Here is a 13443-nt window from a genome sequence, read left to right as displayed (position 1 = left end):
GATAAAACTAAGCTCAAATTAATGCTTTTTGCCTTTTTTACCCTTATCCGCTTCTACGTAGGGGTTTTTAGCGGTATTCATCTGAATACGCAGAGGCGTACCGCGCAATTTAAAGACATCCCTAAAGCGACCTTCTAAGTATCGCTTGTAGCTATCCGTCACCCCACTCAAGGATGTGCCATGAATGACCACAATTGGAGGATTCATGCCCCCTTGGTGGGCATAACGCAATTTAGGACGGCCCATACCAACGCGTTTAGGCTGTTGATGCTCAATTGCCTCTTGCAAAATACGGGTTAAGCGTGGGGTTGGTAGTTTTGCCATTGCTGCTGCATATGCAGAATCCACATCCTTAAAGAGTTCCTTAAGGCCTGTACCCTTTTTAGCGGAGATTGGGTGCACATTTGCAAAATCGAGGAAGCGGAGCTTTTGTGCAATCTCCAATCGAGCACGCTCTTTTACATACGCATCCAAGCCATCCCACTTGTTCACTGCAACCACTAAAGCGCGGCCAGCTTCCACAATAAATCCAGCGATGTGCGCATCTTGCTCAGAAATATCTTGCTGAGCATCTAACATCAAGATCACCACATTACAGTCAGCAATCGCTTGCAATGTTTTAACAACAGAGAACTTTTCAATCGCTTCAAAAACTTTGCCACGGCGACGCAAACCTGCAGTGTCAACCAAGATGTAAGGCTTGCCATTGCGCTCAAACGGAACTTCGATTGCATCACGAGTGGTACCTGGCATATCAAATGCAATGACACGCTCTTCACCGATTAATTTGTTAATTAACGTTGACTTACCAACGTTAGGGCGCCCTACTACGGCGATCTTCATTGGACGATTTGGATCATTAGCCAATTCATCTTCATCTGGCTCTGCAATACCAAGGGAATCTAATGCGTCGTCGATTAAGCCGCGCACACCATCGCCATGCGCTGAAGAAATTGGGAACGGTTCACCTAAACCAAGCTCATGGAAGTCGGCTGTGACAACGCCAGCCTGCATGCCTTCTGTTTTATTAACCGCGAGGATGATTGGTCGGCCAGTCTTACGTAAGAAATCGGCGATGACGCGATCTTGTGGCGCCATACCGAGACGACCGTCAACCAAGAAAATCACAATGTCAGATTCAGCAACGGCTTGCTTAGTCTGCTTTGCCATCTCAGCAACAATGCCGGTCTTGGCTACTGGCTCAAAACCACCGGTGTCTACGCAAATAAAAGCACGCTCACCAATACGACCTTTGCCGTAGTGTCGATCTCTGGTTAAGCCAGAAAAGTCCGCCACCAATGCATCACGTGAACGCGTTAAGCGATTAAAGAGAGTCGACTTTCCCACATTGGGACGACCGACGATAGTGATGACTGGATTCATTTTGGACTGTACGCCGCTATTTTTCCACCTTGAGATTGAACCAAGATGAGGCCACCTACCGCAATGGGGGCAGCCGAGATTGGACTACTATCGTGACGAATACGCGCAACCATCTCGCCATTCGCCTGTGAAAATGCATGGATATAACCTTGAGCATCACCCATGAGCAGCACCCTGCCCACTGCAAGCGACTCACCAACATCACGGAATGTCAGCTGCGTGTTTTCCCAAACTTGAGTGCCATCTTTCGTTGCAAAGGCGGTGACATAAGACTTATCGTTTGCCGAGAAAACCATGTCGGTGCTTTGTGATGTACCGGTATAACTTGAATAGTCTTTGAACCATAAAAGGTTGCCTGTACGAGCCTGCCCGCAACCAATGCGTCCTTGATAAGAGACTGCGCAGAGGATATCGCCTTCCATACTTGGTTTAGCAGTGACATCATTCAAGCGCTCAATCTCTGAGAAGCCCTTAGGAAAAGAAACGGGCGTCTCCCAAACTAAGCCGCCATTAGCAATAGCAATCATGCCAAAGCGCCCACCAGTGAAACCAGTAACAATGACTTCATTGCCAATAGCCAGCATGCCGTAGCCAACACGCAATGACAATGCAGCCTGTTGACGCTGATAAGTCCACTTTTTAGCGCCCGTTAGCGCATCCAGCCCAATGAAGCGATTGTCTAGTGCACGCACTACGACAACACCACCAGCTACTACTGGCTCACTTAATACTTCGCTACCAACGCTGACATTCCACATCGGCTTGCCAGTATCGTCATAGGCGTAGACCATGCCTTTAGTGCTTACGGCTACAGTAGTGCGACCATCAGAGCCGGGGCCAATAGACAAACGCTCAGGAACAGATACAGACCAGAGCTTATTGCCTGTTGCCAAATCAATCTTCGCTAAGTTCCCGCCATGAGAAGCGGCGTACACCGCATCGCCGGCAACAACAGGATGAAAATTAAAGGATTCAGATGAACCAATGCTAGTTGACCATACAGACTGCAAATCAAATTGATTGGCAACAGTCACTAAATCAGCGGGTTTTCTTACTCTGGAGCTACCAGAGCATGCAGCCAAAGCAATTACCGCGGCGCCCAATACCAAGGCGGTGCTTAAGCGCATCGGTAAACGCTTCATTTCTTTAGTCATCACTGAGCAACTCCTCCAACAGCATCTAATTTAACCTTGAGAAGACGACGCGCTTCTTCAGGAAATTCTTTTGCTTGGTCTAATTTTTTCCAGGCTTCTTGATAGCTTACTTTAGCTTGCTCATTTTTCTTTTGCGCCAAATACCAATCGCCACGACGCTCAAGCCATAAGGATTCAAAACCAGCAATCGGTTTCTCATTCAAAATTTGATCAGCCTCTGCAAAATCTTTTTCACTGCCCTGCTCAATCAATAGAGTTACTAGGCGTAATTTCGCTAATCCAAGATAACCATCATTGGATGAATTTTTTGCCGCCCAACGCAAATACTCCAGAGCTTTTGCGCTATCGCCTGCATCTGATGCAATTCGTGCAGCGATCAAACTAGACATTGCTGCGTAAGGTGTACGACCAAAATCTTTTTGTAAATCATCTGTTGCGCGTAGAGTCTGGTCTTTATCGCCTTTAGCAATGGCACCTACCATCGTTTCATAAAGCTTAGACGCTTCGAGTGCCTGACTATTGCGCCACCATTGATAGCCACTGTATGCAGCATAAGCAAACAACGCAACTGTAACGACCCCAGTAATCAGGTTGCGGTACTTTTGCCAAAACGCTTTGAATTGGTCTAATTGTTCTTGTTCTTCTAAATCTAAAGGCATGTCAATCCAAACTCATTTAATAGGTAATTAGTGTGTATTAGCTTAATTCTATTCGGAGGCGCCAACTAGGGCATCAATTGCTGCCCCCAGAACATCATCCAGAGGCACGGACTTCTGCTCACCCGTACCACGCAAGTCCTTGAGTTGCGCCTCATTCTTGGCTAATTCATCAGGCCCAATAATGACCGCAAAGGCAGCCCCACTAGCATCAGCCTTCTTCATTTGGGACTTAAAGCTGGCTAATTGACCGTCAGGAGGACAGAACAGGATGGTATCGATTCCAGCGCTCCGCAAGCGCTCAGCGATGATCATGGCAGCAGTCAAAGTCTCGCCACCTTGATGCAATACAAAAATATCACATTGAGCCTGAGCTTCTGGCAATGATCCAGAAACCTTCATTAACTCTAGAACCCGCTCCATACCCATAGCCCAACCACAAGCTGGCGCGGCTTTGCCACCCATACGCTCAATTAATGGGTCATAGCGTCCACCGCCAGCAATAGTGCCTTGAGCACCTAATTCATCAGTCACCCACTCAAATACAGTGAGGTTGTAGTAATCAAGACCGCGAACTAAACGAGGATTAATTTTGCAGGGGATGTTATTTGCTTTAATTAATGCCTGCACTGCATTGAAATGCTTTAGCGACTCTTCGCCCAAGAAATCCAATAATTTTGGTGCGCCTTCAATCAATACTTGCATCTCTGGATTTTTAGAATCCAATATACGCAAGGGATTGGTAGTGAGACGACGTTGTGAATCTTCATCTAGCTGCGATTGATTTTTCTCAAAGTAAGTTACCAATGCGGCGCGGTGCTCGGCACGCTCAGGAGCCTGACCTAGGGAATTTATTTCTAAACGGACGCCCTTCAGCCCTAACTCATCCCATAAGCGCTGACCCATGAGAATGATTTCAGCATCAATATCAGGTCCGGCAAAGCCTAAGGCCTCAATACCAAACTGGTGGAACTGACGATAGCGGCCACGCTGTGGGCGCTCATGACGAAACATTGGTCCGGTATACCAAAGACGCTTCGGCCCTTCGTATAACAAGTTATTTTCAATTACAGAGCGAACTAAAGCAGCAGTGCCTTCAGGACGTAAGGTGAGTTGCTCGCCGTTTAAGCGATCCTCAAAGGAATACATTTCTTTTTCAACAATATCGGTAACCTCACCGATACCACGCTGAAATACTGCAGTTGCCTCAACAATCGGTGTTCGCAAAAACTCATAGCCGTAAGCACGAGTCAAATCACGTAATACATGCTCAAGATGAGCCCACTGTGCAGCATCTGCTGGCAGTAAATCATTCATACCGCGCACGCCATTAATCTTCTGAACCTTGGCTTGTGCTGCTTGTACTTTTGAGTCTTTGTTTTGATCAGTCATTTTTTTATTATTGTTGTGCTTTTGCTTTTCTTAAACTTATTTAAATCTTGGCTGCGTAATTTTGCTTCACGTATTCGTCAACAATCACCTGAAACTCTTCGGCAATTTTCTCACCACGCAGAGTTTTGACTTTAACTCCATCGACAAACACTGGGGCCGCAGGGGTTTCACCCGTTCCAGGCAATGAAATACCAATATTGGCATGCTTACTCTCGCCTGGGCCATTCACAATACAGCCCATCACGGCGACATTCATATTCTCTACGCCAGGATGGGTTTTCTTCCAAATAGGCATTTGTTGACGCAAATAAGACTGGATATCCGCCGCTAACTCTTGGAAGGTAGTGCTAGTAGTTCTTCCGCAACCTGGGCATGCAATTACCATCGGTGTGAAATTACGCAAGCCCATGGTTTGTAATATTTCTTGGGCAACGATAACTTCATTTTCACGAGGTGCGCCTGGATCAGGCGTTAATGAAACGCGAATGGTATCGCCAATTCCTTCTTGCAACAAAATACCCATAGCTGCAGTAGAGGAAACAATGCCTTTGCTACCCATGCCTGCTTCAGTTAAACCCAAGTGCAGTGGATAGTCGGAGCGACGAGACAGATCACGATACACAGCAACTAAATCTTGAACATTACTGACTTTGCAAGAAAGCAAAATTTGATCGGGATTCATACCAAACTCAACCGCTTTTTCTGCCGACTGCAAAGCCGACTGAATCAAAGCCTCAATCATCACTTCTTGAGCAGTTTTTGGATTTGGCAGAGCTGCATTGCTATCCATGATCGAAGCCAGAAGCTCTTGATCCAAGCTACCCCAGTTCACACCAATTCGAATAGGCTTGTCGTATTTGCAAGCAGCTTCAATCATTTGAGCAAATTGTGGATCACGCTTGGCGCCCTTACCCACATTGCCTGGGTTGATGCGGTACTTCGAGAGCGCTTTAGCGCACTCCGGAAAATCATTTAATAAAGTATGGCCGTTGTAATGGAAGTCGCCAATCAACGGCACCAAAACATCCATCTTGTCTAACTGCTCACGAATATAGGGAACTGCGGCAGCCGCCTCTGGGGTATTGACAGTAATACGCACCATCTCTGAACCAGCGCGGGCTAATTCCTTTACCTGAATTGCAGTACCCACTGCATCTGCAGTATCGGTATTGGTCATTGACTGCACGCGCACTGGTGCATCTCCACCAACCGTAATGATGTTGGTTTTCCAGGCAACGGTTGCTTGACGCGTTGCACGCTTAGGGGATGGGCCTAGCGGAAGTGGTGGTAATGATTGATTAGAGCTCATGAGGATCTATGGGTCGGGTTTTAATTTTTACTTCAGCTTTTTGAGCCACTCAATGGGGTGCTCGTTAGGTCCCAGATTGATATCTTCATCAAACTCTTCACCCGACTCAACCTCTATGAGCTCGATCTCAGCATTGTGAACAGCGCGTTCACGCACACGGGTGCGATCCACAACATCCCCTGCCAACTGACCACAGGCGGCCGCAATGTCGTCACCGCGTGTCTTCCGTACAGTGGCCACCATGCCCGCATCTAAAAGGATGCCAGCAAAAGCATTGACGCGTTGAGCTGATGAGCGCTTGAGGCCAGACTCTGGGAAAGGATTAAATGGGATGAGATTAATTTTGCACTTAATGTTTCTGAGTAAGCGTACTAATTCTTTTGCCTGGATATCGGAGTCATTCACGCCATCGAGCATGCAATATTCAAAGGTCAAGAAATCTCTTGGTGCAAATGGTAAGTAACGTTCGCACGCATCAAGCAATTCACGTAGAGGATATTTTTGATTGAGTGGTACCAATTGATCGCGTAATGCGTCATTGGGCGCATGTAATGAAACTGCCAATGCTACTGGGCAATCTTGTGCGAGACGATCAATCATCGGCACTACACCTGATGTAGAAACTGTCACACGACGGCGTGATAAACCGTACGCTCTGTCATCGAGCATCAAGCGCAATGCAGAAACCACATTGTCATAGTTGAGCAAGGGCTCACCCATGCCCATCATCACCACATTAGAAATCACACGCCCTGTGTGTTCCCAGCCTGGTGTTGGAAACTTTTCAATTCTACGAATAGCCTCAGGGTCGTTGCGCAAAAGATGTTCGGCAAACCAGAGTTGGCCAATGATTTCGCCAGAAGTCAGATTGCGTGAGAAACCTTGATGCCCAGTTGAGCAAAAACGGCAATTGACTGCGCAGCCCGCCTGAGAAGAGATACACAAGGTGCCCCGATCATCCTCAGGAATAAAAACAGACTCGACTGCATTACCAGCGCCCACATCCAATAGCCACTTGCGCGTGCCGTCATTGGCATGCTCATCTTTGATAACAGGGAGGGAAAGTACTTCCGCTTTATCTAGCAAAGTTGCTCTAAAGCTTTTTGCCAAATCACTCATGTCGTTAATGTCAGCTACACCGCGTTGGTGTATCCACTGCATGAGTTGCTTTGCCCTGAAGGGCTTTTCATTCAACCCCGCGACATACGCTGCCATTTGGTCAGCGTCAAAATCTAAGAGATTTATGCGCGGGGAGGTCACTGCGCCTACTTATAAATTAAATAGGTTGTTCGTTAGCAATCGTTGATTAACGATTGAAAACATTCATGCCAGGGAAGAAGAATGCAACTTCCACGGCAGCTGTTTCAGGAGCATCAGAACCGTGAACGGCATTTGCATCAATGCTGTCAGCAAAGTCAGCACGGATTGTGCCTTTTTCTGCCTTCTTCGGATCAGTCGCGCCCATCAAGTCACGATTCTTAGCAATAGCGCCTTCGCCTTGCAATACTTGAATCATTACAGGACCAGAAATCATGAAGCTCACCAAATCTTTGAAGAAAGGACGGTCTTTATGAACGCCATAAAACTGCTCAGCTTCATTCTGTGACAAATGCGCCATTCTGGAAGCAATGATCTTCAAACCAGCGGATTCAAAACGGTCATAGATTTTGCCGATGACGTTTTTAGCGACAGCATCAGGTTTGATAATAGAAAGGGTGTGTTCAATTGCCATGCAAGACTCCAATAGTGATTTCAAAGGTATTTGCTAGGTGAGGTCAATAAGCCGCCCCACTCCAGCGACCCCCGAATTATACATTGCCTGACCGTATTTACCCCTATGTCAGTAGGGCTAAGCCCTTGAATTTACAGGGCATAAGCCTTTAATTTGTAGGTCTTTTCTGTGGGGGCTTGAAATTAGGGTGTTTTGTCTATACTTAAGCTTAACAGCCCTTAATGGGCTCTTGTATTCACTATGAAAAAGAAGGAGTCAATATGAGTGATCTAAACTCTTACGGCTTTGGCCAAACCGGCTCAATTAGCACCGTCCAGGTACGCAATCGCGTACTTCGCAACACTTACGCCCTTTTGGCGCTTTCCATGGTTCCAACTGTAATCGGCGCCTGGCTTGGAGTGGCCATGGGTCTCAATCTGTTCGCCGGCAGCCCATTTATTGGCTTCATCGTCTTCATGGCGGTAGCTTTTGGCTTCTTCTGGGCAATTGAAAAGAATAAAGATTCCGGTGTTGGTGTTCTCTTGCTTTTGGGCTTCACCTTCTTTATGGGCATCATGATGTCCCGCTTGATTGGCTTCACCCTCAACAGCTATAGCAATGGTGCAACTCTCATCATGCTGTCCTTTGGTGGCACCGCCGCCATCTTTGCCACGATGGCAACCATTGCCACTGTAAGCAAGAGTGACTTTGCTGGTATGGGCAAATGGCTTATGGTTGGCGTGTTACTCCTCATCGTTGCCTCATTGGCAAACATCTGGTTGCAATTGCCAGCTTTGATGTTGACTGTGATGGTGTTAGCCATCGCCATCTTCTCAGCCTTCATCTTGGTTGATGTACAACGCGTCATCAATGGTGGCGAGACAAATTACATCATGGCTACTTTGGCCATTTATTTAGATGTGTATAACGTCTTCACCAATTTACTTGCCCTCTTGGGTATTGTTGGTGGTAATCGAGATTAAGGGAGATTAAGACACGCTAAAACTTTAGTGTGTTGTTTCTCATAAGGCGCCTACGGGCGCCTTTTTTACTGCTGCTATTTAGTCTGTTTGTTTAGCTAAATAATTAAACTGCTACAAACATGCTTATAGCGTAAGACAGTGCCATCAAAATTAATAAGATAGCAAAACTATCTGAGGCTTTCATGACGCGCTCCCGAAGGTAAAAAGAATGGGCAGCAATAGATCGCTGCACAAATCCAATCTACTCTTCTATAAGACGCGGTTTTTACTGTGCCGCACCAGCATCAGGCTAAATGCACTAAATATGGGCAATACTTACGGAAAATAGAACTAAATCTGGGTTTTTTGGGGCTATAAACGATCAAATACGGCCATAGACTCCACGTGGGAGGTGTGAGGGAACATATTAATAATGCCTGCACTACTTAATGTGTAGCCCGCCTGGTGGCACAAGATCTCTACATCCCTCGCCAAAGTTTTAGGATTACAGGATACGTAAACAATGCGTTGTGGCAATAATTCACTTTGCGAAATATGCAACTCTGCTAGTGCCTTACAAATCTCCATTGCACCCTCGCGCGGTGGATCCATTAACCAGCGCTCTGCTTTGCCCCACGATGCAATCGTTTCTGTTGTGACTTCAAATAAATCGCTTTGCATAAAACTGGCTTTATCAACGAGCCCGTTATGCTCTGCATTGGCTTTAGCTCGAGTAGTCAAACTCTCTAAACCCTCGATCCCCAAAACTTGTTTTGCTTTTCTGGCAAGCGGTAATGTGAAGTTGCCAATACCGCAAAAGAGATCCAATACTCGATCTGTTTCCTTGACTTCAAGCAATCGAATCGCCCTACTCACCAATGCACGGTTCATCATGTGATTGACCTGTGTGAAATCCGCAGGTTTAAATGGCATCTCAATCTCAAACTCGGGCAGCCGATAACAAAGCTTGCCGGTCTCGGGATAAAACGGTGCCACAGTCTCTATCCCTTTAGGCTGGAGCCATATCCAAACCTGGTGCTGATCAGCAAACTGTCGGAGAAGTTGCTCATCTTCAGCCGTTAAAGGTTTGAGATTGCGAAACACTAAAGCAGTAACTGGTTTTGATTTCTTGGGATCATCCGAGAAGACATCTTCCGGTTCACCAACCGCAATCTCAATCTGAGGCATACGGTCAACGATCGATAATCCCATCACCAACTTGCGCATCTGTGGCAATAAGTCCGACACATGCTTGGGCAAAATTTCACAAGCTAGCATGTCAGCTACATAGCCACTCTTACCCTCATGAAAGCCAATGAGTACCGTACCTTTTTTAATCGAGCGATTGACAGCGCTTAGACGTGCTCGGTGACGATATTCCCAAGTAGGTCCACCCATCGGGCGCAGAATTTCTTGCGGCCTAACCTTAGCAATATGTTGTAAGTCATCCTCAAGTACACGCTGCTTCATTGCTACTTGCGCCCTGATGTCTAGATGCTGCATGGTGCAGCCACCACACACACCAAAAGCTTTGCACTTAGGTTCCGCCCTAAACACGGCGGGTTTCAAAATGTCGCGTACTTTGGCTTTGCTAAAGCGGGCTTTATTACTGGTGATGGTGTAAGTGACCAACTCAGTTGGCAATGCACCTTTAATAAAGATTACTTTACCACTCTGACCTTGGGCGGCCTCCTCCTCATTGGGAGATAGGCGTGCAATCCCCTGGGCATCCAAATCCAGTGCTTCGACTTTAATTGGCTCAGTCACCTCAATATTGACTGGCTTATCTCCTCTACGCATCCGCAGAAAAACCTTGGAGATATTCTTGCCACTGACTGCCATTAGGCTCTTTAGATTCTTTTTCTAAATAAGCTTTTACGAAATCAATTTCTTCTTGATATTCAGCGTGAGAAAAACCGCCACGCAGCAATTGAAAACGACAGTACATGAGATAGGTATTGACCACGTCGGTCTCGCAGTAACGGCGGATGTCATTAATCTTGCCATCCTGATACGCAGGCCACACTTGACTACCATCCATACCCATCTTGCCTGGAAAACCACATAGCTTTGCCAATCCATCTAAAGGGGCATTTGCACGACCATTGAATTTAGCCAACAGATCCATCATGTCGAGATGGCGCATGTGATAACGACTGATGTAGTTATTCCACTTAAATTCTCGACTATCAGAATCCTGGCTCTCACCCATCTCCCAATAACGAGGGGCCTGCGCATGATTCGCTAAAGCGCGATAGTGCAACACAGGTAAATCAAAGCCGCTGCCATTCCAAGAAACGAGTTGAGGGGTGTATTTTTCAATGAGATCAAAGAAGGCTTGTATTAAGACCTTTTCATCATCCTGCGGAGTGCCTAGAGTGCCCACTTTAATTTGTGGCAAGCCCTCTTTAGTGGTTCTACGAATCACACAAGAGATGGCAACAATCTTTTGCAGAAACAAGGGCAGAAATTCACTACCGGTCTTTTCTGCGCGCTCAGCCATCACTTTGCTAGCAACCTCGGCATCACTCATGGAGTCTGGAAAATCCTCCAGACGACGCAATCCAGCGATATCTGGAATGGTTTCAATATCAAACACAAGAACGGTCGCCATGGCGCCTACCCTAGACCAACAACATTACTGCAAGTACGGCGCTGGATTAACCGGTTTACCGTTAACGCGTAACTCGAAATGGAGTTTAGGTGCAGTAGCGTCTGTATCGCCCATCTCCGCAATCTTCTGACCCTTACGAACGGTATCACCCTCTTTTACCAAGAGCTTACTGTTGTGGGCATAAGCAGTGAGATAGGTGTTGTCGTGCTTAACAATCACCAGGTTGCCATAGCCACGCAAACTATTACCGGCGTAGACTACTTTGCCATCAGAGGCGGCAAGAACTGGCTCGCCGACCTTACCAGCAATATCAATCCCTTTATTGGTTTCATTGAACTCACCAGTAACCTTACCTTTTGCAGGCCAAGATAAACGAATGCTTGGCTCAGCAACTACCTCGTTTTTCACTGGCTCTGGAGTGGAAGCTACTGAGTCTGACCTTTCAGAAGATGGTTTTTTCTCAACCACGCGTGCTGACTTAGATCCGCCAGGCGCTTTAATTAAAATTAAGTCGTCAACCTCAATGATATTTGGGTTAAAGCTTGGGTTAGCTGCTTTATTCCATTGAACTACATCACGCGGTGCCTGACCATGGTCCAAAGCAATGCGCGCGAGTGTGTCGCCTTTTTTAACACGATAGTAGCCGGCAGGCGTAGGCTCGCTTGAGCCAACACTGCGATCAGTCACGCTAGCAGGCTTAGTGCGAGGTGTAGAACATCCAACCATCAACATCAAGGATGCGGATAGGAACGCAATAAGGAGGGGTTTCAATAAAGTGGATGGCATCAAATTGGGTTCTGAATTAGTGAATTCATCATAAATCTCATACTACCCCTGATTGTAAGGGTACAAAAAAGACCCCGTCCAGTACAGTTCTTTGATAGCGCTGGGAACTCATTCTTTCAACCATCACCAGTTGTTGCTCTTTGTCATTTTTGGCGACTGGGGCAACTAAGCGCCCTCCAATTGCTAATTGGTCAAGTAAGGCATCCGGAATACCCAAGCCAGCTGCTGCCAAAATAATCCCATCAAATGGAGCGGCCTGAGGCAAACCTAAAATACCGTCACCGTAAATCAAACGAAGATTATTAATCCGAAATGGGCGCAACTTAGCTCTTGCCATGTCATGCAGCGGACGAATACGCTCTATAGAGTAAACCTCATCTGCCAATAAACTCAGAACCGCCGCTTGGTAACCGCAACCGGTACCAATCTCCAATACTTTGCCCAGTTTATGTTTAGGCTTGTGAAGCAACTCAATCATGCGTGCCACTACTGATGGCTTAGAGATAGTCTGCTCATGCCCAATTGGTAGCGCAGTATCTTCGTAGGCTTGCGCATGCAATCCAGCATCCATAAAAGCGTGCCGAGGAACAGTAGCAATCGCCTCTAATGTTTTACCGTGCTTTACTCCGCCAGCATGTACTTTTGCTGCTAGGGCCTGCCGATAAGCAGCAAAGCGTTCGGTTGGAGCCTTCAACCGCGATCCCAACCATTCGCGCGCATCGCTGCTAAACGAGCATGGTGCGTTAAATCGAGTTGCATTGGCGTAATCGAAATACATCCTTCAGCAATCGCATGAAAGTCTGTGCCTTCAGAGCCCTCTTTGACATCGCCCGCAGCGCCGATCCAGTAGATCTTCTCACCACGTGGACTGTCTTGCACCACCACTGGTTGAGAGTGATGACGATTGCCAAGACGCGTTACACGCCAGCGATATAAATCAGCATAAGGACGATTAGGGATGTTGACGTTCAGTAGCGTTGCTGTACCCTCAGTACGAGCCAAGGCAGAAACCAACATTTGGGCTACTACATCATGCGCTGCTTTAGCGGCATCTTCAATGCGATTCCAGCCGCGATCAATTTGTGAGAAAGCAATGCCAGGAACACCAAACATCACACCCTCAACTGCAGCAGCAACTGTGCCAGAGTAAAGCGTATCTTCACCCATGTTCTCGCCTTGATTGATGCCAGAGATCACTAGGTCAGGTTTCTCATCCAAAAATCCGGTCATGGCAACGTGCACACAATCGGTTGGCGTGCCGTTGACAAAGAAAAAGCCATCCCGCTCGCCACCAGCAACGCGATGAATCGACAATGGTCTAGATAATGTGAGTGAATTCGAGGCACCGCTATGGTTCTGCTCAGGAGCAATCACGGTAATACGACCCAAGGGACGCACCGCATTCACTAAAGCCAACAGGCCAGGAGCTAAATAGCCATCGTCATTAGAGACCAGGATGTGGGGTTGCTTAGACAT

Annotated in this window: 12 protein-coding genes and 1 pseudogene; 1 reads left to right on the top strand and 12 read right to left on the bottom strand. The window is 47.0% G+C overall.

Annotated features, from left to right (window positions below; genetic code table 11):
* Positions 1-18: 18 nt before the first annotated feature.
* The 7 genes from der to ndk are packed head-to-tail and all read right to left on the bottom strand — an operon-like array spanning position 19 to position 7626.
* The gene (gene der, locus ICN44_RS11690) at positions 19-1383 is read right to left on the bottom strand and encodes a ribosome biogenesis GTPase Der (RefSeq protein WP_216264099.1); all 1365 of its coding nucleotides are present in this window, start codon (positions 1381-1383) and stop codon (positions 19-21) included.
* A complete protein-coding gene (gene bamB / locus ICN44_RS11685) occupies positions 1380-2537 on the bottom strand; it encodes an outer membrane protein assembly factor BamB (protein WP_216264098.1) in 1158 nt (385 codons plus the stop codon). Before bamB ends, der begins: the two co-directional genes overlap by 4 nt.
* The gene (locus ICN44_RS11680) at positions 2537-3196 is read right to left on the bottom strand and encodes a tetratricopeptide repeat protein (protein WP_216264097.1); all 660 of its coding nucleotides are present in this window, start codon (positions 3194-3196) and stop codon (positions 2537-2539) included. The genes bamB and ICN44_RS11680 overlap by 1 nt, the downstream gene beginning before the upstream one ends.
* A gap of 48 nt (positions 3197-3244) precedes the next feature.
* Positions 3245-4585, bottom strand: a complete 1341-nt coding sequence (gene hisS / locus ICN44_RS11675; RefSeq protein WP_216264096.1) for a histidine--tRNA ligase — start codon at positions 4583-4585, stop codon at positions 3245-3247.
* Positions 4586-4625: 40 nt separating this feature from the next.
* On the bottom strand, positions 4626-5894 hold the full coding sequence (gene ispG, locus ICN44_RS11670) for a flavodoxin-dependent (E)-4-hydroxy-3-methylbut-2-enyl-diphosphate synthase (protein ID WP_216264095.1): 1269 nt from the start codon (positions 5892-5894) through the stop codon (positions 4626-4628).
* A 27-nt stretch (positions 5895-5921) separates the two neighbouring features.
* Positions 5922-7154, bottom strand: a complete 1233-nt coding sequence (gene rlmN / locus ICN44_RS11665; protein ID WP_216264094.1) for a 23S rRNA (adenine(2503)-C(2))-methyltransferase RlmN — start codon at positions 7152-7154, stop codon at positions 5922-5924.
* 46 nt (positions 7155-7200) lie between these two features.
* Positions 7201-7626 carry a nucleoside-diphosphate kinase gene (ndk, locus tag ICN44_RS11660; protein WP_216264093.1) on the bottom strand — a complete coding sequence of 142 codons (426 nt, stop codon included), beginning with the start codon at positions 7624-7626 and terminating at the stop codon, positions 7201-7203.
* A gap of 260 nt (positions 7627-7886) precedes the next feature.
* Here ndk and ICN44_RS11655 point away from each other — a divergent pair, with 260 nt between their 5' ends.
* Entirely contained in the window at positions 7887-8588 is a 702-nt protein-coding gene (locus tag ICN44_RS11655; protein WP_216264092.1) for a Bax inhibitor-1 family protein, read from the top strand.
* Between the two features lie 351 nt (positions 8589-8939).
* On the opposite strand, the gene rlmD is transcribed toward ICN44_RS11655, so the two are convergent.
* The 5 genes and pseudogenes from rlmD to surE form a co-directional block, all read right to left on the bottom strand.
* On the bottom strand, positions 8940-10367 hold the full coding sequence (rlmD, locus tag ICN44_RS11650; protein WP_216264128.1) for a 23S rRNA (uracil(1939)-C(5))-methyltransferase RlmD: 1428 nt from the start codon (positions 10365-10367) through the stop codon (positions 8940-8942).
* Positions 10360-11181 (bottom strand): 3'-5' exonuclease, encoded by an 822-nt coding sequence (locus tag ICN44_RS11645; protein WP_216264091.1) that lies wholly within the window; start codon positions 11179-11181, stop codon positions 10360-10362. The genes rlmD and ICN44_RS11645 overlap by 8 nt, the downstream gene beginning before the upstream one ends.
* Before the next feature lie 24 nt (positions 11182-11205).
* Complete coding sequence (locus ICN44_RS11640; RefSeq protein ID WP_216264090.1) at positions 11206-11967, bottom strand: peptidoglycan DD-metalloendopeptidase family protein; 762 nt, start codon at positions 11965-11967, stop codon at positions 11206-11208.
* 37 nt (positions 11968-12004) lie between these two features.
* Positions 12005-12628, bottom strand: a pseudogene (locus ICN44_RS11635) (protein-L-isoaspartate(D-aspartate) O-methyltransferase); the annotation flags it as partial.
* A gap of 29 nt (positions 12629-12657) precedes the next feature.
* Positions 12658-13443: a 5'/3'-nucleotidase SurE gene (gene surE / locus ICN44_RS11630; RefSeq protein ID WP_216264089.1), complete on the bottom strand. Its 786-nt coding sequence runs from the start codon at positions 13441-13443 to the stop codon at positions 12658-12660.

The sequence above is a fragment of the Polynucleobacter sp. JS-Fieb-80-E5 genome (assembly GCF_018882015.1).
GTDB lineage: Bacteria > Pseudomonadota > Gammaproteobacteria > Burkholderiales > Burkholderiaceae > Polynucleobacter.
The sequence above is the reverse complement of the archived record's forward strand: the minus strand, read 5'-3'. Positions and strand labels throughout refer to the sequence as shown.